General features: G+C 39.5%; 23 protein-coding genes, 6 pseudogenes and 1 riboswitch. Of the genes and pseudogenes, 9 read left to right on the plus strand and 20 right to left on the minus strand.

Annotated features, from left to right (window positions below; all coding sequences use genetic code 11):
• Nucleotides 1-14 precede the first annotated feature (14 nt).
• Both C3945_RS02070 and C3945_RS02075 read right to left on the minus strand, forming a co-directional pair.
• Entirely contained in the window at nt 15-515 is a 501-nt protein-coding gene (locus C3945_RS02070) for a GNAT family N-acetyltransferase (protein WP_161878031.1), read from the minus strand.
• Nucleotides 516-541: 26 nt separating this feature from the next.
• A complete protein-coding gene (locus C3945_RS02075; protein ID WP_161878032.1) occupies nt 542-988 on the minus strand; it encodes a GNAT family N-acetyltransferase in 447 nt (148 codons plus the stop codon).
• Nucleotides 989-1,174: 186 nt separating this feature from the next.
• Between C3945_RS02075 and C3945_RS02080 the strand changes: the two genes are divergently transcribed.
• Together C3945_RS02080 and C3945_RS11810 are read left to right on the plus strand one after the other, a co-directional pair.
• The gene (locus C3945_RS02080) at nt 1,175-2,941 is read left to right on the plus strand and encodes an excinuclease ABC subunit UvrA (protein ID WP_202623267.1); all 1,767 of its coding nucleotides are present in this window, start codon (nt 1,175-1,177) and stop codon (nt 2,939-2,941) included.
• Between the two features lie 51 nt (nt 2,942-2,992).
• A complete protein-coding gene (locus C3945_RS11810; RefSeq protein ID WP_272928076.1) occupies nt 2,993-3,436 on the plus strand; it encodes an ATP-binding cassette domain-containing protein in 444 nt (147 codons plus the stop codon).
• A gap of 115 nt (nt 3,437-3,551) precedes the next feature.
• On the opposite strand, the gene map is transcribed toward C3945_RS11810, so the two are convergent.
• From map to C3945_RS12030, 7 genes are all read right to left on the minus strand, one after another.
• On the minus strand, nt 3,552-4,292 hold the full coding sequence (gene map / locus C3945_RS02085; protein WP_161878033.1) for a type I methionyl aminopeptidase: 741 nt from the start codon (nt 4,290-4,292) through the stop codon (nt 3,552-3,554).
• Between the two features lie 133 nt (nt 4,293-4,425).
• Complete coding sequence (locus C3945_RS11815) at nt 4,426-4,731, minus strand: GNAT family N-acetyltransferase (RefSeq protein ID WP_202623269.1); 306 nt, start codon at nt 4,729-4,731, stop codon at nt 4,426-4,428.
• Nucleotides 4,692-4,985 carry a GNAT family N-acetyltransferase gene (locus C3945_RS11820; protein ID WP_202623270.1) on the minus strand — a complete coding sequence of 98 codons (294 nt, stop codon included), beginning with the start codon at nt 4,983-4,985 and terminating at the stop codon, nt 4,692-4,694. Before C3945_RS11820 ends, C3945_RS11815 begins: the two co-directional genes overlap by 40 nt.
• A 17-nt stretch (nt 4,986-5,002) precedes the next feature.
• Nucleotides 5,003-5,989: a Gfo/Idh/MocA family protein gene (locus C3945_RS02095; protein ID WP_161878034.1), complete on the minus strand. Its 987-nt coding sequence runs from the start codon at nt 5,987-5,989 to the stop codon at nt 5,003-5,005.
• A gap of 724 nt (nt 5,990-6,713) precedes the next feature.
• Complete coding sequence (locus C3945_RS02100) at nt 6,714-6,809, minus strand: JAB domain-containing protein (protein ID WP_161878035.1); 96 nt, start codon at nt 6,807-6,809, stop codon at nt 6,714-6,716.
• A gap of 47 nt (nt 6,810-6,856) precedes the next feature.
• On the minus strand, nt 6,857-7,066 hold the full coding sequence (locus tag C3945_RS02105; protein WP_161878036.1) for a hypothetical protein: 210 nt from the start codon (nt 7,064-7,066) through the stop codon (nt 6,857-6,859).
• 28 nt (nt 7,067-7,094) lie between these two features.
• Nucleotides 7,095-7,220: a hypothetical protein gene (locus tag C3945_RS12030; RefSeq protein ID WP_272928074.1), complete on the minus strand. Its 126-nt coding sequence runs from the start codon at nt 7,218-7,220 to the stop codon at nt 7,095-7,097.
• Nucleotides 7,221-7,409: 189 nt separating this feature from the next.
• Here C3945_RS12030 and C3945_RS02110 point away from each other — a divergent pair.
• From C3945_RS02110 to C3945_RS02120, 3 genes and pseudogenes are all read left to right on the plus strand, one after another.
• Nucleotides 7,410-7,538: pseudogene (locus tag C3945_RS02110) on the plus strand (ECF-type riboflavin transporter substrate-binding protein); the annotation flags it as partial.
• 14 nt (nt 7,539-7,552) lie between these two features.
• Entirely contained in the window at nt 7,553-9,352 is a 1,800-nt protein-coding gene (locus C3945_RS02115) for an ABC transporter ATP-binding protein (protein ID WP_161878037.1), read from the plus strand.
• A pseudogene (locus C3945_RS02120) lies at nt 9,342-10,181 on the plus strand (energy-coupling factor transporter transmembrane component T family protein). Before C3945_RS02115 ends, C3945_RS02120 begins: the two are co-directional and overlap by 11 nt.
• A gap of 89 nt (nt 10,182-10,270) precedes the next feature.
• Here C3945_RS02120 and C3945_RS02125 read toward each other — a convergent pair.
• The 4 genes and pseudogenes from C3945_RS02125 to C3945_RS02140 all read right to left on the minus strand — a co-directional run.
• Entirely contained in the window at nt 10,271-11,683 is a 1,413-nt protein-coding gene (locus tag C3945_RS02125) for a glycosyltransferase family 2 protein (RefSeq protein ID WP_161878038.1), read from the minus strand.
• Nucleotides 11,673-12,782: a HEAT repeat domain-containing protein gene (locus tag C3945_RS02130; protein ID WP_161878039.1), complete on the minus strand. Its 1,110-nt coding sequence runs from the start codon at nt 12,780-12,782 to the stop codon at nt 11,673-11,675. Before C3945_RS02130 ends, C3945_RS02125 begins: the two co-directional genes overlap by 11 nt.
• A gap of 4 nt (nt 12,783-12,786) precedes the next feature.
• Nucleotides 12,787-13,665 (minus strand): hypothetical protein, encoded by an 879-nt coding sequence (locus tag C3945_RS02135; protein ID WP_161878040.1) that lies wholly within the window; start codon nt 13,663-13,665, stop codon nt 12,787-12,789.
• Between the two features lie 155 nt (nt 13,666-13,820).
• Nucleotides 13,821-14,342 (minus strand): annotated as a pseudogene (locus C3945_RS02140) (EF-Tu/IF-2/RF-3 family GTPase); the annotation flags it as partial.
• Between the two features lie 105 nt (nt 14,343-14,447).
• Here C3945_RS02140 and C3945_RS02145 point away from each other — a divergent pair.
• The 3 genes and pseudogenes from C3945_RS02145 to C3945_RS02155 all read left to right on the plus strand — a co-directional run bounded on the left by C3945_RS02145 (nt 14,448) and on the right by C3945_RS02155 (nt 16,315).
• Nucleotides 14,448-15,050, plus strand: a pseudogene (locus tag C3945_RS02145) (replication protein).
• The gene (locus C3945_RS02150) at nt 15,043-15,225 is read left to right on the plus strand and encodes a helix-turn-helix domain-containing protein (RefSeq protein ID WP_161878041.1); all 183 of its coding nucleotides are present in this window, start codon (nt 15,043-15,045) and stop codon (nt 15,223-15,225) included. Before C3945_RS02145 ends, C3945_RS02150 begins: the two are co-directional and overlap by 8 nt.
• An 89-nt stretch (nt 15,226-15,314) precedes the next feature.
• Nucleotides 15,315-16,315 (plus strand): annotated as a pseudogene (locus C3945_RS02155) (site-specific integrase).
• 56 nt (nt 16,316-16,371) lie between these two features.
• Here C3945_RS02155 and rpsI read toward each other — a convergent pair.
• The 6 genes from rpsI to C3945_RS02185 form a co-directional block, all read right to left on the minus strand.
• Nucleotides 16,372-16,764: a 30S ribosomal protein S9 gene (rpsI, locus tag C3945_RS02160; RefSeq protein WP_161878042.1), complete on the minus strand. Its 393-nt coding sequence runs from the start codon at nt 16,762-16,764 to the stop codon at nt 16,372-16,374.
• Nucleotides 16,765-16,777: 13 nt separating this feature from the next.
• Nucleotides 16,778-17,221, minus strand: a complete 444-nt coding sequence (gene rplM, locus C3945_RS02165) for a 50S ribosomal protein L13 (protein WP_161878043.1) — start codon at nt 17,219-17,221, stop codon at nt 16,778-16,780.
• 276 nt (nt 17,222-17,497) lie between these two features.
• Nucleotides 17,498-18,211 carry an energy-coupling factor transporter transmembrane component T family protein gene (locus C3945_RS02170; protein ID WP_161878044.1) on the minus strand — a complete coding sequence of 238 codons (714 nt, stop codon included), beginning with the start codon at nt 18,209-18,211 and terminating at the stop codon, nt 17,498-17,500.
• Nucleotides 18,208-19,677, minus strand: coding sequence for an ABC transporter ATP-binding protein (locus C3945_RS02175; protein ID WP_161878045.1), 1,470 nt, complete (start codon nt 19,675-19,677; stop codon nt 18,208-18,210). Before C3945_RS02175 ends, C3945_RS02170 begins: the two co-directional genes overlap by 4 nt.
• The gene (locus tag C3945_RS02180; RefSeq protein ID WP_161878046.1) at nt 19,667-20,254 is read right to left on the minus strand and encodes an ECF transporter S component; all 588 of its coding nucleotides are present in this window, start codon (nt 20,252-20,254) and stop codon (nt 19,667-19,669) included. The genes C3945_RS02175 and C3945_RS02180 overlap by 11 nt, the downstream gene beginning before the upstream one ends.
• Nucleotides 20,251-20,880: a YkoF family thiamine/hydroxymethylpyrimidine-binding protein gene (locus tag C3945_RS02185; RefSeq protein ID WP_161878047.1), complete on the minus strand. Its 630-nt coding sequence runs from the start codon at nt 20,878-20,880 to the stop codon at nt 20,251-20,253. Before C3945_RS02185 ends, C3945_RS02180 begins: the two co-directional genes overlap by 4 nt.
• 40 nt (nt 20,881-20,920) lie before the next feature.
• Nucleotides 20,921-21,025, minus strand: a riboswitch (TPP riboswitch).
• A gap of 138 nt (nt 21,026-21,163) precedes the next feature.
• On the opposite strand from C3945_RS02185, the gene C3945_RS02190 reads away from it, so the two are divergent.
• Complete coding sequence (locus tag C3945_RS02190) at nt 21,164-22,078, plus strand: nuclease-related domain-containing protein (RefSeq protein ID WP_161878048.1); 915 nt, start codon at nt 21,164-21,166, stop codon at nt 22,076-22,078.
• Between the two features lie 241 nt (nt 22,079-22,319).
• On the opposite strand, the pseudogene C3945_RS02195 reads toward C3945_RS02190, so the two are convergent.
• Nucleotides 22,320-23,057, minus strand: a pseudogene (locus C3945_RS02195) (sugar isomerase domain-containing protein).
• Nucleotides 23,058-23,062 lie beyond the last annotated feature (5 nt).

Consider the following 23,062-nt stretch of genomic DNA (forward strand, 5'->3'; position numbering starts at 1 on the left):
ACGTCAGTATTTGTTTATAAAAACATTACCATGTGTTCTTCATCGAAATAGGTGTCATTGACCTTTATGCCATTTTTCTCTATGCCAAATACTTCAAAACCCAGAGATTGATATAATTGTTTAGCTGACTCATTTTGTGCTATTACTGATAAATTAATCTGTTCGATATCATTGAGACTGATTGCCTTCTCGATCGCACTTAGTAGCAATTTCTTTCCTAAACCTGTTCCGCGCTTTTCTGGCTTGACGTACATGGCTAATATAGTCGCTCGATGCCTTTGCTTTAAATACTGCTTTCTTACTAAGGCCACCACTCCAACCAATTCTGATTCTTCAAAGGCACCCAATGTAAAACTATTTTCCGGTTCCATAAATCTCTGCCTGTATTTTTCAACAGTCGTCTGTTTTTCTTCTTCATAACTTGAACCGAATGCGTGGGGGCTTTCTCTTAATGCTTCTAGTCTGATAGAAAGATAGGCTTCTGCATCTTCTGGAACCAATTGTTTAATGTCCATTTTCATCTCTCCCCATTGATCGTCTTTTAATTAATGACATATTTAAAGAGTAACTCTCCATTTGAGTCTTTTTCATTCATATATTCGAACCCTAATTGATGGTAAAGATGAGCTGCTGCCTCATTTTCTTCAACAAGGCTAAGATAAATAACTGTGACATCGTACGTTTTTGATACACGATCAATCAACTGTCTCATTGCTGCTTTCCCTATTCCTCTGCCTTGATATTGTTTATCTATTATGATGCGGTCAATCCACGTATCTTTGTTCGGACCGAAAGACCCATACATAGCAAAGCCAACGACCTTATCATCAGAATAGATGGCAACAGGCTGCCATTCAGGGTATTCACTAGCTTCTTTGAGGCACTCATCCACACTCTCGATAAATGTCTCCTGGTCAGGTTTCAATCTTACTTTCCTTACTTCAGATTCATTACTCTTATCAATTTCTTTTATTGATACGGTCAACATCTTATTCTCCTTTGATTTGTTGCTATCCTGCTTTCTTTTCCTTTTGTATTCATATCATACCTCAACCACGTTCATCTCACTACTGAAAACATTACTCATAAAATTTATTAAAGAATCCACTATAGTTGTATTTACTGTGTTCAGTGTTAAGATGATTTTAAACGACTCGTCAGGGAGGACTGACTTATGAAGGATGAAATGCTTTTGCGCGGGATGCGTGAAAATAATTTAAAGCACATTGATTTAACTCTTCCTAAAGAAAAACTAATTGTCTTTACCGGTCTTTCCGGTTCAGGGAAAAGTTCCGTGGTCTTTGACACCATAGCCGCTGAAAGTCAACGGCAAATGGAACAGAATTATTCCCAGTATCTCCGTCGTCATATGGAGCTTCATGAACGACCAAAAGCTGATGTGATGAAAAATCTCACCTCTGCAATCGTCATTAAACAACAACACGTTCGCGGCAACCAACGCTCTGATGTGGGCAGTTATATGGATTTAGGTCCTCTTATTCGCCTACTTTTCTCCCGTATCGGTCAGCCTAAAATGGGGGAAGCAATTGATTTCTCAAGCCAAAGCTCCTTCGGTCAGTGCCCGACTTGTTCAGGTAATAAAGCAGTCATCACCCCTGATTTACATGCATTAGTTGATTTCAATCGCTCATTAAGGAAGTATGCCGTCCGGTTCAAACCGTTATCTCCTGCAGGTTGGCAAGGCCGCTGGATGATAACTGGGGGTATTTTTGATCCCGACATACCTTTAAAAGACTGGCCACAAGACAAGCTGCATTTGTTTCTTTATGGTGATCCTGAAGGTAAAGAAGTCATTATGCCCTTCCATACTAAAAATGGGCCTCACCGTTCCAAATGGGATGGTTTGATTCCCCGTTTTAAACGGCTCTATATCGACCGCGACATTTCAAAACTGAAAGAAGTCGATGAAACGGATGTGAAAGCCGTCAGTACAACAGCTCCGTGTCCCACTTGTGAGGGAACAGGGCTCAATCCAAAAGTCCTTGCATCTAAAGTTAACGGCTTGAATATCGCTGAAATGAATCAGTTAGAGTTAACTGAGTTAGTAAACGTACTGAAAGAGATAGATGACCCTTTAGGCAAGTCTTTGACCCAACAAGCTATTTTGACTATCGAACAGCTGATTCATATGGGCTTGGGATATGTCAGTTTAAATCGCCAGGTTAACACGCTTTCCGGTGGTGAAGCACAGCGATTGAAAATTGCACGTCACTTAGGTTCCAACTTAAACAACTTCACCTATATTCTTGACGAACCAAGTGCCGGCTTGCATCCAGAAGAGGTCTCTCAGTTAATCGATATTCTTAAACAACTGAAGTCGCAGTTTAATTCTGTACTTGTGGTGGAACATAACTTGGCTATCATGCAAGAGGCCGATATGATTGTTGAAATGGGACCAGGCGCTGGAACAAGTGGTGGTGAAATTATTTACCAAGGTACGCTTGAAGATATTAAAAACACACCAACGGCTCATGCTCTTAATCATCCGTTGACACTAAAATCTGAGGTGCGTGAGTGGAGAGAGGCTTATACCATTGACCAAGCATCAAAGCACAATTTAAAAAACGTATCAGTTGATATTCCCAAACATATCTTAATGACAGTAGCTGGTGTGTCGGGTTCGGGCAAAAGCTCGTTAATGATTGAGGAGTTTACCGATCGGTACCCTGAAGCTATTGTCGTCAATCAAAAAGGAATCGGCATCTCGACCCGGTCCACTTTGGCTACCTACATGGGTATTATGGATGATATCAGATCGACCTTTGCTAAAGCGACTGGACAACCAGCTGGTTTATTCAGCTTTAACTCACTTGGCGCTTGCCCTGTATGCCAAGGGAAGGGTTACCTTCAACCAGAGGTCGCTTTTGCTGATCCGGTAACGATTAAGTGTGAACGATGTGGCGGTACTCGTTACTCATAAGAAGCATTGTCCTACACTTATCATGGGAAAAATGTGGTTGAACTGCTTGATATGACGGTTGAAGATAGCATGGCCTACTTTTCAAGTGAACGGATCTTGAAGCGTGTTCGAGCTCTTAATGATGTTGGCTTAAGTTATTTAACTCTCGGTCAGTCCACGAGTTCCCTCTCCGGCGGTGAATTGCAACGTCTGAAACTTGCCAGTGAGCTCCAACATCAAGGTGAGATATACCTGTTAGATGAGCCATCACGTGGCCTTCATCCACAAGATACCCAGCATTTGCTGAATCTATTCAATCGCCTAGTTGATCAAGGGAATACGGTCATCATGATCGAACACCATCTTGAATTCTTGGCCAGTAGTGATTGGGTAATTGAACTGGGGCCTCAGGGTGGTAAACAGGGTGGACACATTGTCTTTGAAGGGACACCACACGATATGGTGAATGCTGACACGCTTACAGCGAAATGGGTAAGAAAAGCACTAAATGGTTAGCATAAAGATATAAAAATAACCGCCATACGGTGAAGACACCGAGTCGCGGTTATTTTTTATTATAGTAAAGTGATTTACTGTATGATGGTCTATAAAAGAGGTCTACTTCCCTGCCTTACAACGTGGTGATAATGGGTCCTTCTTTAGTTAAAATAACTGTGTGTTCATATTGAGCGACTACACTGTCTTCTGCCAACAACGTCCACCCGTCATCTCCTTGAACCACTTCTTCTTCAAAGGTAGAAATGAAAGGTTCAAAAGCGATGACCATTCCTTCTTTCAATACTTCGTTGTCCCAATGGGCGTCGAAACTGAAAATATGATTGGGTGCTTCATGAATGGCACGTCCAATACCATGTCCCGTTAGATTTTTTATGACGGTTAAGCCATGTTTCTTCGCAACGTTTTCAGATGCTTTGCCCATTTCGTTCTTCTTATTACCTGGTTTAGCCACTGCAAGTCCTGCTTCAAAGGCTTCTTTGGCCACCTCACAGACCTTGTGTGCCATCTCTTCTCCGTTGCCAACGACAAAAGAAACCCCTGTATCTGCAAAATAGCCGCTCTTAGATCCGGATACATCAATGTTCACGATGTCCCCTTCTTTTATCATCCGATCTCCAGGAATACCGTGTGCCACCTCTTCGTTGACACTGATGCAGGTGTAGCCGGGAAAGTCATACTCACCGATGGGAGCTGATTGGGCCCCTGCTTTTTCGAACAACTGTCCGCCGATGTCATCCAATTCCTTTGTTGTCATTCCAGGTTTTGTCGAACGGACTAATTCGTCTCTAATTTCTCCACATATCTTTCCAATTTCTTTTAGTTTCTCAAAGTCCTTTTTCGTTTTTGCAATCACTTGATTTCCCTCACTTTTTTTATGTCCTGTCTCTTCCTCGCTTCAGTAACCATATTACAGTATATCACATGATTTTAAACAAAAAAGAACCCCTATTTAAAGAGTTCTAAGAAAAAGATACTAACTCATGTATCTAGTGGTTTCTAATATCAGTTTTTAATAAGGCATACATGTACAAATCATCGAAACCTTTATTAGTAAACTCATAATTCCTCAACAAACCTTCTCTTACGAAACCTAGTTTTTCTACTAATCTTCTTGATGAGCGATTAGGCGGTTCTATTAAGGCTTCAATTCGTTGTAAGCCCAGTTCTTTAAAACCATAATGAATAATAGCCTCCACTGCTTCTGACGCAAGGCCGCGTCCCCACAGATCTTTGCTTAATTCGTATCCTATTTCTATACGAAAATGCTGTGCACCGCATTTAGAAAGCCGCAACTACCTATAACGCGATCTTGATGCTTTAAAGTGATTCCCCATCTTATGCCACTTTTATTCGTTAATATCGAATGGTACCAACTGATTTCATCTAAAGCGTCGGTAATGGATTTAAAAGGTGTCATACCGTAATATGTCATCACCTCTTCGTCGGAAAGATACTTCAATATACAGTTTGCATCTTCCGTTGTTATATTTCTTAAAATTAACCGATCCGTTTCCAATATAGGAAAGTCATGGACATTATCTATCATAATCTTTTCTCCTATTTTTAATTCGACTGCTCTTTAATCTCTTCCAACACTTCATGTACCTGTTTGGATAAGCTCCACCATTTATCCATTGTGTTTTTGCTGTCAGGAGTGTCCATGCTGGTTATGATATCCGCAAAGGCCTTCGCTTCCCATATTAATGGGTTCTCTGAAGGCTCTTCCAAAGGAACTGCTTGTAATTCTTTCGTGCGGGCATCCATCTTATGTGCTTCTGAAAGACCGGTTATTTCGTCTAAAACGAGTGTGTAGTCCGATCCATAAACTTCTGACTGGTGAATGGACGTATTGATTTTGCTGAAGTGAAGCATGACATCAAACTCATCGTATCTTAGGATAGCCGTTCCTTTTCCATCCACACCTGTTCTGATTTTTTGGGTAAAGGCATGTACGCTATTTGGTTTACCAAACCAGTGAATAGCCGCATAAACGACATATATTCCCAAGTCGTTGGCTGCTCCGCCATCGAATTCAGTTGAAAATATAGCGGGTACTTCCCCGTTTAATACATTATCATAACGAGACGAATACTTGCTGTAAGTTAAAGATGCACCATACACTTTAGGCATCTGTTGAATGAGTTTGGATACCTTCATAAAGTTAGGCTCGTAAATATGTCTAGCTGCTTCAACAACCACTTTATTCTGTTCTTTTGCTAAGTTAACCAATTCGTCAAAGTGCGGTAAAGAGGTAACGATAGGCTTTTCTACAATCGCATGCTTTTGATGTCTCAATACAGCTTTAGCTTGTTCAAAGTGGAGACTGTTCGGTGAGGCAATATAGACGACATCAATGGCAGGATCCTTTAAAAAAGCATCCCAATCTGCATAAGCTTTAACAGCATTAAATTTATCCTTGAACTGTTTAGCCTTTTCTTCTGTACGAGAGTAAACAGCTTCTAGGGTATACTTGCCACTTTTTACCGCCGCTTCTATAAATTGTTCTGTAATCCAGCTTGTTCCGATTGTGCCTAACCTTAATGTTGTCATGCTCCGTCTCCTTTTTCATTGGATACTATTTATTTGATCTATTAACTATTTGACTATATCCTTAAACCAATGAATCTGCAACGGTTAAAGCGAATGCTTTACTTAATCATCTGTAGCAACCTTTTTTCAAGTTCATTAGGCTAGTAATTTATGCTCCATTAGATTATTAAACGTATCTAATCTCCTTAATTCTTTTTAAAAGGGGTATAATATAGCCGTACCAGAGTTGACCTACAGGTAAAGAGGTTTTGTGATGTACCAAATAAACTCTCACTCAACTGATTATGTCAGTTAGTAAAAGTTTGAGACTTAGGTTTACTGAAAAAATAAGAAGATATGACTAGTCCAGGTCGTCTTTTTCATCTTTTACTTACAGATGAATCAAATCTAATAGCAACTAAGAAGGGCAATAAAAATAACCGCTCAACTTTGACGAGTTGCGGTTATTTTTTATAACTATTAAACTAAGTCACCGTCTTTAACGGCTTGCAATGAGTCCTGTTGACGCAGGGCTCTTTTTCTATGTCTTTATTAAGCCTTTTTCAATCAGATATGTAAAGAAAGAACATCGGAAACCAAGTTCATCGGCTATATCTGTAGGAACGCTAACTGGTTTTTTCAGAGTTTTTCGCTTTATAGACATTCCTACAAATATAATACTCCGACTATAGAAAGAATCCGGTAAGTGAAACTGTTATCACTATTTACTACTAATAGCTTCCAGCTACGGTCTTATGTCACCACCTGGATGCTGATGTGCAACTATTACATTTACTGCGTTATTAAGTATTGCTGGTTTAAATACATAGCAAAGAAACACCGATCATTAGTCGATGTTTTATATTGAATCTATTTTATTGTAGTTGCTTAGCGTGACTCTTTTGCGGGCTGACACACGTCACACTTACGTTGATTTTTGTTTTTAAATTTCGTAAAGGTTTTTTCAAAGGTATTGCCACATTCACATTGTAATTCTAACTTCTGTGAAAACCCATGATACTCTGTACTTAGTAATTTGCTGTCTGATTGTGTTTCTACAAATTGCTTAATTTCTTCAATCGTCCATCTTTTTTTCATTCTATTACACCTCTTTATTATAAACTATCTACTTCGGAAAAACTGGTGCTTTGCGCATATACTTGATGTCGTTTTTAGCAACCGTCTTGTGTTTAACTTTTCCATCAGACTTTTTACTTGCGATAATGGCTTTCATCTTTTCTTTTGTATTCATCTCAAAAATCCTCCCTTGATTCTTTCAAAAAAAGACACTTCCCATTCGAATGAGAAGTGTCCCGATTCTGTACCCGTAGCGAATGAATGCAACGGCTCTAATAACTATCTATTTAGGTATTATACCAAAAATAGGAGTTAAAACCTAATGACTAATCAAAAATATAGAAATAGTTGTCAGCTACTTCCTAAAGTATTCGTTCAAGGGATTGTATCAGGTGTGTTAAATTCACTTGCGGTTGGTATCATCGGTACCTTATTATTAAAGGGGTATGCAAGTACACGTACGAAATCAGGAAGTTTACGTAAAGAAAATTAATAGGAAGTTTTACTATGATAAATCATGAAAGACACAATCAGCCGGTGGACAGCAATCTGTCGCCGGCTATTGAATTTAAAAACATCTCTTTTAAATATGCGAGTCAGGCTGACCTAAACTTGATGGATATCTCCTTTTCAATCAAACAAGGAGAGAAAGTCCTCATTATCGGCGCATCTGGGTCTGGTAAATCAACCATTGGTAAGATTATCAACGGGCAAATTCCCAATACTTTTGAAGGCGATTTAACCGGTCAAGCCTTGATCAATGGCGCAGATTCCGCTAGCAAGTCCATTTTTGACTTATCACTAAGCGTCGGCACCGTCCTACAAGATACTGACGCCCAATTTGTCGGCCTAACAGTAGCCGAAGACCTAGCTTTCGCCTTGGAAAATGACCAAGTGGACCAAGCTAGCATGGTGTCTAGTGTAGCGGCCTGGGCCAATGCGCTTGATCTTGTTGACCTCTTGGACCTTGCCCCGCAATCTTTATCAGGCGGACAAAAGCAACGGGTCTCAATTGGCGGGGTCTTAATTGACGAGTCACCCATCGTTCTATTTGATGAGCCTTTAGCCAACCTAGACCCTGCAAGTGGTTTAGCGACCATGGAATTGATTGCCAAATTAAACCAGGAAAAAGAATTAACCACGGTAGTCATCGAGAACCGTCTAGAAGAAGCCTTAATCGCCGACTTTGACCGTGTCCTTGTTATTGACAGTGGGCGGTTACTCGCTGGCGTATCCGTTGACGCATTGTTACGGTCTGACTTATTGGCGAAAATCGGTGTCCGCCAGCCCCTATACTTAGATGCCTTTAGTTATGCTGGTGTGAATGTTGGAGACATTCCTCATTTAGGGCGGTTTCAACCAAATATGGTCACTGCTGGTGTTCAAGACCGTCTATCTAAATGGTTGGCTGACAATGCAGTAACCACTCAAGTTAGGGCGGATAAGCCTATTTTAGTCATGGACCATGTCAACTTTTCTTATGACAGTACCCCTTTGATATCAGATTTAAATCTGACCATTAATGCTGGCGACATGGTTTCTATTGTCGGGACAAACGGTGCGGGTAAATCTACCCTAGCGAAACTGATTTGTGGCTTTGAGCGGCCAGATTCAGGACGGATATCCCTTTTCCAGGAGGAGTTAGACGGATTATCGATTAAGGAAATTGCGGATTCGGTCGGCTACGTGATGCAGAATCCCAATTTGATGATTTCAAAGAACATTCTATTCGATGAGGTGTCGTCTGGACTAGTCAACCGCGGCTTGTACGAGGATGATGCAGATGATTTAGCCGAAAAAGTGGCTGATGCCTTGCGAATTTGCGGCTTATATCCATACAGGAATTGGCCAATTTCGGCCTTGTCTTATGGGCAAAAACGACGGGCAACAATTGCGAGTATTTTAGTGTTAGATCCAAAAGTTTTAATTTTAGATGAACCGACGGCAGGACAAGATTATAAACATTATACTGATATGATGCAGTTTATCGAGGGGTTGAACCGGGACCAAGGGATTACCATTCTAATGATTACTCATGATATGCACTTGATTCAGGAATATACCAACAGGACGATTGTCTTCCACGACGGTCAGGTGGTGGGCGATATGCGTCCAGCTGCGGTCTTAACGGATAAAAATCTGATGACCCATGCCCATTTAGCCCCTACATCCTTGTATGATTTAGGGCAAGTGGTGACTGATATTGAAGCGATGGACTTTATCGACCGGTTCATCCAGTTCGAACGTCAGACTAAGCGTGTTGGACAAGCTAGTGTATGGGGTGGAGGTGAGAACGATGGCGAATAAACAAGGTCAGAGTTTTGGATATATCAAGAAGGATTCCCCCTTGCACAGCTTATCTGGTGCGACAAAATTAATTGCCTTCATCTTGCTGTCTGTCATCGCCATGACGTCTTATGACACCCGGTTTTTAGTTGGCTTAGCTGTTTTATCACTAGTTCTCTTCTATATTTCTAAGATTAAATGGGCTGAAGTGTCTACAGTGGTCTACTTCATTTTAATCTTCTCATTATTGAACTTAGTGACTGTTTATATTTTCTAACCTGAATATGGGATCAATTTATACCAGTCGCGAACTGTCATCTGGGAAGGGATTGGTCGCTATTCTCTCACTTGGGAGCAAGTCTTCTATGAATTCAACTTGATGATCAAGTATTTCTCGACGATTCCATTAGCCTTAATCTTCATGTTGACCACTAACCCAAGTGAATTCGCTTCTTCCTTAAACCGAATTGGCGTGTCCTACCAAATTTCATATGCAGTTTCGTTAGCCTTACGGTATATACCAGATATCCAGAACCAATTCTTCGCAGTAAGACAAAGCCAACAGGCACGAGGGATTGAGATGTCTAACAAGGCTGGCTTGACTGTAAGAGTGAAACGGTCGGCACAAGTGATTATGCCCCTCATTTTTTCTTCATTAGATCGGATTGAAGTAATCAGCCAAGCCATGGAGTTACGACGGTTTGGTAAAGGTAACAAACGGACTTGGTATCGGGCCCGTCCCTTTATGAAGGCAGATATCATCGCATTAATTGTGACAGGATTTTTAGTTGGACTTGGATTATGGTTGTTTGTAGTTAACCAAGGTCGGTTTTATAACCCCTTTCATTAAAATGAAAAACCAGGTAAGTTAGAAATTGTATCTAACTTACCTGGTTTTTTTGTATATCAAGATTCATCTTGTTAGCTTAAAGTTAAACCCTAGTCATTTACGCTCTGGTCTTCAATAGTGCCACGTTCAATTGGCGCCCACGAATGTAGTTTTGCATGATAAGTGAATGCCGAATATAGTCGTACCCACAATAAGTAAGGTCTGAAGAAGACGGCATCCAAAGTCGTCACAAAGAAAGCTTTCGCAACTTCTCCGGGATAACGTTTGTAATCTTGAATAAAGTATCGCCCAACAAAGAAGTCCATAGTCTGGAACAAATTGAATATGAAGTATAATCCCATTAATATCAGAATCATCGGGATATTGATCATCCCTAAGTAAAGACCTAAGATGATGATAAATAAACCAAGTAGTTCAATAAACGGCGCTAAAAGTTCATACATCAAAAAGTACGGGTAAGATAACAAGCCTAGTAAGCCATAATTTGGATTTAGAAGAATAGATTTATGGGCCCACATCGTTTGCATCAAACCACGATGCCAACGAGCACGTTGTTTCGCTAGGTCATCCATTGAGAAAGGCGCTTGCGTCCAACATACTGCATCTTCAGCAAAACGAATCTTATAAGGAATATCATTCTCGACATGGTGACGATGTAGTCGTAAAGCTAAGTCCATATCTTCCCCAACACTATTAGGGTCGTACCCATTGATATCAATTACTGCTTGTTTTTTGAATAAACCAAAACCACCAGATACATTTAAATTTGCATTAAAGGCATCACTAGATATACGCGACCCCATAAATGCCCGGCCGTATTCCAAGGTTTGCATTGCGGCTACCAAATTTTTTGGTAAAGGTGTTTCTACTGGATAAGCATCTTTAAAGACGATATCATTAGCAATACCCAACAGTCCCCCAACAGCTACTGTACGATCATTTTCGAAGAATAATTGAATGGCATTCTTTAGAGCATCAGCTTGTAAGACCTCATCTGCATCCATCGATACGAAATATGGATATTCACTCGCATTAATCCCCGCATTTACCGCATCAGCCTTATTACCGCCATTAACTTTTCGGATCAGTTTAATGGTTTTTCCACCTTTCGATATTTCATAAACTGATTCGATCGGTTGGGTAGGTACTTGTAGGTGAATGGGGACATCATTTTTCACCATATTAAATCGTTCAATTACCTTCTGAGCAGTATCATCAGTTGATCCATCGTCTACTACGATAATCTCATAAATTTTATAGTCTAAATGCAGTAAGTTATCGATTGTTGTTATTATCGTTTCACTTTCATTAAAAGCAGGTACGACAATGGATACTGGGTAATAATACTCATGGTCTAATTGGTTCATCAATAGTTTCGTTTGTCGTCGTTTATAAAGTTTCACCATAGCCATGATATTACCTATTAAGATATAAGTCATGTAAAAAATTAAGTAGCCTAAGAAAAATTTTTCTGAGATTTGAAATAACAGATCAATATTCATAACTTAATCCCCTTTTTTCATAATAATAGGTCAATTGATCAATCGCATATTGATCTTCACCTTCAAATACTGATGATAGTCGTTGTGGTTGATCTACTAATTTACTTAAAGCTTCAGCAGCGTTCCGACGTACATACCAATCTCTTGATGTAACATTCCTTATTAGTTGCTCGATCGTTTCTTGACCAGGATAGGCTATTAAAGTACTCGTTGCTACACCGGTACATGCTATATAATCCACATCATCATTATTAGCCCATGATAAGATATATGGATAAGCTTCTTCGGTCTCGATTTTTCCATAATATCTGAGTACAGCACATATATAATCAACATCTTCTGTTTCACCATCTAAGTATGGCAGCAAGAACTGTTGGAATTGTGCTGAACCCTTGATACGAGCAAAATCAATGACAGCCGTTTGATAATGCGATGACAACTGACTCCAATTCGTGTCTAGTAAGTGTAGTAACTCATCAAAGTCACCAGTAAAAGCTAATAGACTATCCGTGATTAATTTTGTATTTAAGGGTGTTAAATCTTCATGGCTCAACTGCTCAAGTCCTTCTACCACTGAATGAGGATTGCCTAAACTAGTTAAAGCCGCAAAAGCGTGATTCTTAGAATATATTGACGATTGTAGAGGGATCTTCAATAGTATTGATTCCAACTCAGTCGTATCCCTGCCCTCTTGCTTAAATGGTAACTTACTCGTTGCATAGGCATAATAAGCTTTATGGGTTGAAGATTCTTTTAAATAGTACTGGCCGACTCTTAGCCAATCTTTGTATGACTTATCAATGAAGTCTTTGATCAAATCATTATCTTTCTGGCTACTACTACTAAGTAATTCCTTAGCAATCTCCAAAAATACAATCATCTTCTTGGGAGATGTCACATCACGATAGAACGTCTCACTGTCATAATTTAAACCCTTCATCTCTGCGAACCACTTGCGCACCTCTTCTTTTTCGTTATCGCTTCTCTTAGCAGAGAAATTAGTATAGCGACGGTATAAGAATATCGAAAAATAAGTGAATATACTGATAATAACCAGTAGGATTAAGTAAAACAATAGAAAATTAAATTCCCAAATCAAAAAATTACCCCTCTTCTAAAGCTGTTAGCTCTAGCAAACTATTAAATTCATGTATACCTAAATGAATTTCTTGATTGCTGTAATGATTAGTTAAAGCCTCAAAGTTTTCAATCATCGCTACTAGCCCCTCGTCATGGTAGGTATTTTGTGCTGTCAAATCAGCAATACCAACTTGCTGTAATTCGTAAACCGTTTGAATGGACTTATCGTATTGCTTACTCACACTTACTTCTTTAGCAATATGATCAATTTCTTTACCGCGATAATAATTCATAATGGCTACCTCATCGGAAGCTTCTGAAATAATTGCTTCTAATTCTTCATTGAACCCTTTTGTGTCTAGGTAATATGGTAGGCAAACAATCAGTTCCATATTCGCTGCTTTTGTTAGACCGTAAACTTCTTTTAAATTATCTACTAAGGTTCCCCAAACAGCTTTGGGATCATCTTGATATTCTTCTAAAGTTTGAGGTTCAATATCTAAGACAAACCCTTGCACCGGATGGCCAGCTTCTTTATATTCAATGACCTCTTTAACATAGGTAATTAATTCATTCTTTTCTTCAACTAGTGCCCATTCGGCCTCCCCATTTAAGAAGTAAACTCGCTTATTAGCTTCATTCACTTGATTCACAAATTGATTTAATTGGCCAACAAACTGGTCATCAGACAAATGATTACTCGAAACGAATTGATAAATCGAATCGATGTCATGCGTACTCATTGCTTCTACTGTATGGTCAACATTTTCAACTTGTAGTTCATACCAAGAATAGACGGCCGCTTCGATATTTTTAGCTTTACTAAAATAATTGAATAATAGCATTGCGACAACAGTTCCTCCTATAGCTAATAACCCTCGCTTAAATTTATAATTATCCAATAGAATCACTGCTCCTATTTTTAAATATAATTCTCTATACAATACCATATCCATAACATATAATGAATACCCCAAATTGAAAAAAATACTGCCGAGTCGTCACCCGGTCGCCTTTCCAATTTGCAAATTTGATTTTTAAAGTTTAATTGTGTTAATTATGCTTCGATTGTAGTGATTGTACCCGCACCTACAGTACGTCCACCTTCACGGATAGAGAATTTAGTACCATCTTCGATCGCAACTGGGTGAATCAATTCAACGTCCATATCAACGTTGTCACCAGGCATAACCATAGCTACGTCTTCTGGTAAAGTGATAACACCAGTGATGTCAGTAGTACGGAAGTAGAATTGTGGACGGTAGTTAGTTAAGAATGGCGTATGACGTCCACCTTCTTCTTTAGATAAAACGTAAACTTGCGCTTTAAATTTAGTATGTGGAGTGATTGAACCAGGAGCAGCCAATACTTGACCACGTTGGATGTCTTCACGTTGAACACCACGTAATAATGCACCGATGTTGTCACCAGCTTGAGCGTAGTCTAAGTTTTTACGGAACATTTCAACACCAGTTACAACTGATTTACCGATTTGTTCAGCAATACCAACGATGTCAACTTCGTCACCTGTACGAATTTCACCACGTTCAACACGACCTGTAGCAACAGTACCACCCCCAATCCCCCAATAATCAGTAATCAAAAAACAACATTCTTCCGAGTTTATGCCCAACTTTCTCCCTATTCATATAGACAACAAATTCTATTTGAAAGGAAGGATACTATGGCAAAAGAACGACGCTCAAACAAATGGGCTTTCTTGATGTATGAAGAAAGCGTCCCTGATAATTATATGGAGATTTTTGAGGGATTACACGTACCATTTGTACTTATTCCATGGCATGACAAAGATATTCATTCTGAAACAGGAGAAATTAAAAAATCTCACAAGCATGGCGCCTTTTACTTTGATTCACTAAAAAGCTACTCACAAGTATCTGAACTTGTAAGTGATAAACTGAATGGTCCTGCTCACGTTGAAGTTGTGATGTCACCCAAAGGTATGTTTGATTATTTCACACACGCAGAAAATCCAGATAAAACACCTTATGATATTGAAGATATTGAAAGCGGGCTGGATTCGAACTCGATAAATTTCTGTTAGAACAAAACATCGACAACTTCATGAATGATGTCATTGATGTTATCGAAGAAAATAACTTTGTAGAATTTGAAGACCTTGTACGTTATGCACGAGATAACAATTATAATCTCCTAGGTCTCATTGTCGAACGAACCTATTTTTTTGGCAAAATACTTAGATTCTCGACGTTATAGTCAAAGTAAGAACAAAATTAAACCAACGGAGGAAAATACTGATGAATAAAGAACCTCTCTTACTAAATCGACAACAAGCCTCCGAGTATCTTGGTATTGATCCAAAATCATTTGACAAATATATCCGCTGTCATCGTGATTTCAAATGTTTCATGATTGGTAAGCAAGAACGATATCTAAAATCAGAGCTTCTCAAATTTCTTGAAGCTCACTGTGTAAATTAACTTGGTGGTTGATAAAACGAGATTCGTCATTTACTCTATAAGTAACTAGTCTATTTTATCAATCACTTTTAATAAGGAAGGCTGATAAAATGGCAACAATTACTAAACGAGGCAATTCATACCGAGCAACAGTTTCTCTTTACAAAAAAGGTAAATACAAAAGAGAAACAAAAACATTCAAAAGCAAAAAAGATGCAGAGCTTTGGACGCTGGAAATGGAACTTGAAAAAGGACGTGGTAAAAATATTGCTGAACGCGCTACTCTTTTCCCAGACTTTTATCGTAACTGGGTAGAAACTGTTAAAAAGAATGACGTTCGTGAAGCAACCTACACTAATTATATGCGGACGCTCACAATTGTTGATAGATTGTTTCAAGGAATTCAACTCAAACACCTTGACGATATTGTCATACAAAAAAGCTTGATAAATATGCTGAAACACATTCTAAAAAAACAACTCATGAACTTGTGTTAAAAATCCGTGGTTCTTTAAAGTACGCATATGCACGAGGTCAAGAACAACCAAAACGTAATATTGCTTTATCTATCACCGATTTTAAAAAGCTTAGACAATATTGCCTAAGCCACCAAGATAAAGAATTCAATATTTTAGTATTACTTGCTTTGGAAACAGGTGCTAGACGTGGCGAACTTTTAGGACTGACAAAAGACGACCTTTTTGAATATGGTATCAATATTAGGCGTTCAATTAGCCCTACTGATAATGATACGCAACTTAAAACAAAACACTCTAAACGTGATATTTCAATCAACAAAGACGTTTACACAGCTTTACAAAAGCTTGTCGAAACAAAGTCCACTTATTTATTTGATTGGAACGGATTCAATCAATCTGCACAACTTCAACGCCTGTTAAAAAAATTGAATATTCCAAAAACAACGTTCCATGGTTTGCGAGATACACATGCTTCATTTTTGTTCTCTAAAGAAATTAGCATTGACTACATCTCTCGGCGTTTAGGTCATAATTCGATACTAACAACCCAGAACTATTATCTTGAATTGATGCCAGAAAAAAAGCATCAGCAAGATGCCGATGCTTTACAACTGTTAAACGATTTATCATAATTAACACCAACTGACACCAAAAAGTGCCAGAAAACGTTGATACAATAATGAATTGATTAACGTTTTGAGAATTGTGGAGACTTACGAGCTTTTTTAAGACCTGGTTTCATACGTTCCTTCATACGAGAGTCACGTGTTAATAATCCAGCTGCTTTTAATGGAGCACGGAAGTCTGGGTCAACTGTTAATAGTGCGCGAGCGATTCCGTGACGAGCAGCTCCTGCTTGTCCTGAATAGCCACCACCGTGAACGTTGACTCTGATGTCATAGCTGTCTACTGTATCAGTAATTGCTAATGGTTGTTTAACTACTAAGTGTAGTAGGTCAAGATCAAGGTACTCAGCCATGTCTTTACCGTTAAATGTAATTTGACCAGAACCTGGAGTCAGGATAACGCGAGCTGTTGAGTTTTTACGACGACCAGTTCCGAAATATTGTACTTGTGCCAATGGATTTCCCTCCTTAAATCAAGTTTGTAATGTCTAGAGTTTCTGGTTGCTGTGCTTGGTTGTTGTGTTCAGGTCCAGCAAAAACGTGAAGTTTTTTAACTTGCTTACGTCCAAGTGGGTTATGCGGTAGCATACCTTTAATTGATAATTCAATCAATCGTTCAGGTTTTTGAGCACGCATTGTTCCTGCAGACACTTGTTTCAAGCCGCCTGGGAAACCAGAGTGACGTGAATAGATTTTGTCAGCTGCTTTGTTACCAGTTAATTTAACTTTCTCAGCGTTGATTACGATGACATGGTCACCTGTATCAACGTGTGGTGTGTAAGTTGGTTTATTTTTACCACGTAAAATAGTTGCCACGACTGTAGATAGACGTCCTAAAGGAATGTCTGTTGCGTCGATAACATACCATTTGCGTTCGATGTTTTGTTCATTCGCCATAAATGTTGTACGCACGATCTTAACCTCCAAGTTATTCGTTTCATGAATCAGTAATTTTTTATCTGCTTTTCATTTCCTCTAATTGTTCCGATTAAAAGTCCTGTAAAGTCATAGTTGTTTGTTCCAAAACAAGTTTCCGGGGCTTATCATGGTGGCAAACAATACCGTCTAATATCTTACCGTGAATGGGTTGTAATGTCAACACTTAATCGATTGTTTACACTCTTTTTTTACTTGACTGTAAAAAGATAAAGAGATCTCCCAGCTATTTGGAAGATCTCTTTTATTTATTTATCTAGCCAATATCATTCCTAAGCCTAATATAACTAGTGGAAAGCCCGCTGCGAAAGCTATGTCTCGCCTCTTTATCTTAAGCTGTCTATGCATGGTTCTCTCTTCACTAAAGCCTTTTGCTTCCATAGATAAAGACAACCGTTCTGACCATCTAACCATTCTTACCATCATCGTGAATAACGGTTTTGTGTCAAATCCTTTGACAGGCAAGTTTCTCACTTGTATTGCTAGCTTGGAGTGCTCATATTCTGTCTGAATAAGTGACGTCAAATTAAAAGCGGTCAATATAGCATATCCTACTTTCATAGGCATTTTCGCTTGCTGTATAAAGCTGACAATTAGATCATAAGAATCAGTTGTTAAGCTGTAGCTAATGCCGATCATGCCAAATGCCAAGATACGTGTCCCTAAATTTAAACCGTTAATCAATTCTGCTCGGCCCCCTGCTACTATCGTCTCATTCGTTAAACTAAAGAGGGCTTGTTCTGAACTAAATAGCCACCCTGTCATGAAATAGCTGACTGAAATAAATGCGATTGGAATCAACACTCTCACCATAGTTGACAACTTGGCCCGCTTTGATGTCATTAAAAAGAGTAGACATACTAGCGAAAGCAAGACATTTAACTGCCAGTGAAAGGTAAAGCCTAGGGCAATTGATCCAATCAGCATACCGACTGTTTTAGCTGTTGGGTTAATAGAATCGATCATCTTAATTTCCTAACTTTCTTATTGTCAATTTTGTATATCTCTTGGGCATATGCGTCAACTAATTCACGGTCATGACTCGTGAACAGACACGTGATACCTGCATCGCATAGCGCTCTTAAGTTAGCCATTATCTTTTGAGCATTTTGAGCATCTTGCCCATAGGTGGGTTCATCTACCAGTAACACAGTTTGATGACCAACTGTCATACATAAGACCGCTAAGCGCCTTTGCTGTCCCTGGCTCAATAACCAAGGCGATTTGTTAATCTGATCATCGAAGTCCAGACGGGACAGTAACTCTTTTGCCCTTTCTTCTTCTTGGCCTTCTTCTGTTTTATTCCACGCCTTTAAACTTAAGGTGATTTCATCCAGCACCTTTGTTTCAACAAATTGCAGAGAAGGATCTTGAAAAACTATACCCACTTTTGAATACAACTCCGCATCTTTCAACTCTTGACTGTCCTGACCTTTTAGTCGAATGGCTCCACTAAAAGGGGACACGTTTAAGATGGATTTAAACAAGGAAGTTTTCCCACTGCCACTTGGTCCAACCAGTGCAGCCAACGTCCCTTCTTTTAAAGAAAAGGATGCGTCATCAATGACTGAGGTCTTCACTTCTTCTTTTTTGAAAAGGGACTTTCTCACTACCTTTGAATGGTAGACAGATACCTTATCCAATTCTAATACTATTTTGCTCGAAGCAATTGGCTTGCCATATGTAGGAGACGTTGCCTCTACAAGGATCCCTTCTTCAATCAATTTAGCTTTGACATCAGCTTTTGAATTCAATGTGGACAAATCAATGAGCTGTTGCTGACTATCGATTAAAAGCCAACGGTCGACCCATTCCCATCGTTTGACTTGATGGTCAATGACGATAATGCTTTTGCCTTTTTTAAGCAACTCTTTCATATACTTAATATAATCCAGAGCCGTCTCTTCATCCACATTTGCAAAAGGCTCATCCATGACATAAAGCGGAGCATCCACTAAATCGGCACAAATAAATGCAGCGCGCTGTAACTCTCCTCCAGAACAGTCATCAAAGGAACGGTCCAACAAATAGGATAAGTTAAACTGTTTTGCTTTTTCTTCCACTATGTGGTCCATCTCTTTAGGATCGACCTGGTTATTTTCTAAGCAGAAAATCATTTCTTCCCTTAGTGTCCTCATACTAAAAGACAAGCGGGCATGTTGAAAAATGGATCTAACGTAATTGGACTGCTCCACCACAGAGTAATCCTGGTGATCTCGTCCATTGACGTTTATATAATCGACCTGTCTTTTTCCAGCATATTCCGGGTAATACCCATTAATCAAATTAGCCAGTGTACTTTTACCACTCCCACTGCGTCCGCATAATAAGACGATTTCTCCAGGTGAAACTGAAAAGCTTAACTCTTGAAATATCATTTTCTCGTCAAGTGTGAATGATAAATTCGACACTTCCAAGGTTTTATCGGTCATGCACTTCCCTCGTCTGCATTGAATTTAATATGCCAGCTTCATCCAGCTTGTCGCATATTAGTTTTGAAAGGTAGCCTGTAAAGAATAATGAGCTCAACAACCGGGTCACAAAGATAGCCAACACAATGCGCCAGTCCATTGCCAAGTAATTATTTCTAAAGCCCGTCCATATAAAGGTTAACACAGTCGCGGTCACTGCGGAAGTCATCGTTACTTTATAAGTGTATTTTTTGTATCCGGTAAAGGCAAAAGCGACTTCCACACCCAGGCCTTGGATGAAGGCGCTAATCAGGATAATGACACCAAACATATTCCCTAATAATACTTCTATTAAAGCCGCAATCATTTCTGTCACAATGCCGACTACTGGCTTACGAATTAAGTAGGTCGTAATAATAGCCGCCATGAACCAAATGCCGTAAAAGGGCTCATACCCCAAGACTCCCAAGCCAAAGGGTGTCAGGACAGTTGTTAAAGCAGTGCCAGCATAAACGGCTAATAGGTAAAAGACACCAAACACGACAGATATCAAAGCCATCAATAAATAGTCACGTAAAGTTAATTCCTTTTTATTCATTTGATCTCACCCTCCGGAACGTTGCAGTGTAAAGTGAACTGGATGATATAATGACTGACTGTTTTGCCCACAGTGTGAGACACGTATTCTAAGTAGTCGAATAAATCCTGAACATTTCCGCCTAAGTTGGTTCCGTAATGACCAGAACCTGTAACGACACCACGGTCTATCCCTTCATTAACCACTTCCGCAATCGTTGCCATATAATTGTCTGAGCCCATAGGGTAAAGGGCGTATTTACCAATCACAGGAAAATCAATCGCTTGGGTATCTTTTTGATTGATGCGTGGGTTTTCAAATTCTAACGTGTAATCACTGTCGCGGTCACCCGGGCACCCTTTTGAGATGGTCGCTTCAAGTGTCATGTGTGTCCCTTTTTCGTACGCAAGCAGGTAAGCAGCTTTCAATGCGTCAAACACCGCTTCCTCTCTTCCTCTGTATACAGTCGAAATGTGATCGGTCTCAGCCCATACTTTAGACAAATCGACTTGCTTAATTGCATTTAGGATAATCCTTTCAAAATCATCACTCATGGGTGACAAATTGAAACGGGCACCTGTTATTTCTTTTGTCGTTCCAGGCTTCCCAGCCGCACAACTTCCGTAATCCACATACTTCTTTTCCATTAAAAAAACTCCTCCTTACGAAAAAAATCCATAGGAAAGAGCCCTTCATTCTAGATACTCCCTACGCAGTCATTACACTGATCAGGTTACTGGTCTGACAATTGTCACTCTCAGCCATCTATAAAAGGCTCCCAGGATCTTCCGTATTTAATTGTGTGTCCTTTATGAGTGTAGCAGTTTATAATGGCGTTTACAATTGTTTTATATAAGTTGGCTAAAATACAAAAGAAAATAGTTACTTTCGCCTCTATTTGGGTAATACATATAATAGGGAGGTTTTTTAATGAAGATAATGAAGGAAAGAACGATGCCGCATCTCCTTCGTGTGATGCAACAGTTGAATAAACGTCAAGCATTAACCAATGAGGACCGTCAGTACATGGTTAATTTGGAGAAAGGATACCAGGGTGAATGTTACTTCGATAACGTGCTGAAAGAAGTGGTAAAGGGTGATGTAGTGGTTTTAAACGATTTGTTATTGTCAGTGAATCGTACTCACACCCAAATTGACTCGCTAATCATTACTGGTTCTACCATTTATTTGTATGAAATTAAAAACTATGATGGAGAATTCGTGAACAAATCAGACCACTTGCTAACAAAAACGGGGCACGAAATTAGCAACCCTTTAATTCAGTTGAGTCGGTCGACTACTCTGTTTAAGCAGCATTTAAGGAATAGTGGACCTTCTTTTCCAGTTGAAGCTTTCGTTGTCTACGTGCATCCTTCTTTTGTCTTACACGAGTCAACTTTGGGAAGTAAGCTTCTCATGCCATCTCAGGTTCGATCACACTTAGCTGAGTTGAATCGGAGGTCTTCACATTTGAAAAAGAAACATAATGATTTAGCCAGCAAATTAGTTCTTGCTCACGTTGAAGACAATCCGTTCAAACAAACAGTCACTCCTTACACAGTCGAGTCGGTGAAGCGTGGCTTAACGTGCCTGTCGTGTGGTTCTTTTGACTTAATACTGACTAGGCGCTCTTCTTTTTGTTCGACTTGTCAGTACAAATCATTACTGCCAGATAGTATCGATGCTCACATTAAAGAATTCAAGCTTCTATTTCCGGATGATAGAGTGACACGCCATACTATAGTCGAATGGTGCGGAGGTAAAGTATCTGATCGGGTTGTTTGGACAGTGTTGAAGACACGGTACAATCCAAAAGGTTCAAAAAGGACGAGATATTACATTTAATTGTCGGTTCAGATATAAGCTGTGTAGTGAACCCGCAATTATTCTCCTTTAATTGTCGGTTCAGCATTGAGTTCCTTGATGAATCGGCAGTTATTCGTATCTTATTGTCGGTTCAACGGTATAGTATTTAGTGAATCGACAATTATTCTTCCTATTCAAAATTTCAAACACAAAAAACACCCTTCGATAACAGAAAATCGAGTGATTTCTCTGCTGCCGAGTGTGTTTGTTTTAAAACGAGTTAAAACTTATAGTGAATAGAATCTGAGTAATCTTTGATCAATTGCTGATTGATTTCGTCGCCACCATCTAAGTTGGCACTGTAGAAGATAGGTGGCTTCTCCATACCGTTTGCTTTCAATTTTTTCACCGTCTCAACAAGGATGGTGTTGACTATGGTTGCTCCGATCACTGTTGATGATGGGCCGACTCGTTGATCTAACCCGTCAATCTCACACATACCGTCGCCTTTATCCCCATGATTATCGATAACGATATCGCAGTATTCGAACATGTTTTTTCCTGACGGGTGTCTCGACTCTACTGTTCGTGAATAAGCTAAATTAGTTATGCCAATAGTGGTGACACCTATCTTTTGGGCTTCCATAGCCAGTTCAATCGTTACAGGGTTTCGACCCGAGACGGAATGCACGAGTAAACAGTCTCCTTTTTTGAAAGGTGTTCTTTTGGCTAAAGTTGTTCCGTATCACACTAGTCGTTCCATTTGACTGGTATGCGTAATGGGTTCGACGTCCAGCATCAAGCCTTCGCCGAATATGGGGTTAATGGTCATCAAGCCACCCGCACGGTAATACAGTTCTTGCGTCAACAATCCTGCATGACCGGCTCCGAATACAAAGATGGACTGTTTCGTTTCTACAGCAGCAGTGAATACATCCACTGCTGCGTCTATAGCCCTACGTTCTTCTTTTTCAACTTGATCCAATAACTTTCTGATACCATTAATATAATCAAACATGTATG

Source organism: Alkalibacterium sp. MB6 (assembly GCF_009935905.1).
Lineage (GTDB): Bacteria > Bacillota > Bacilli > Lactobacillales > Carnobacteriaceae_A > Alkalibacterium.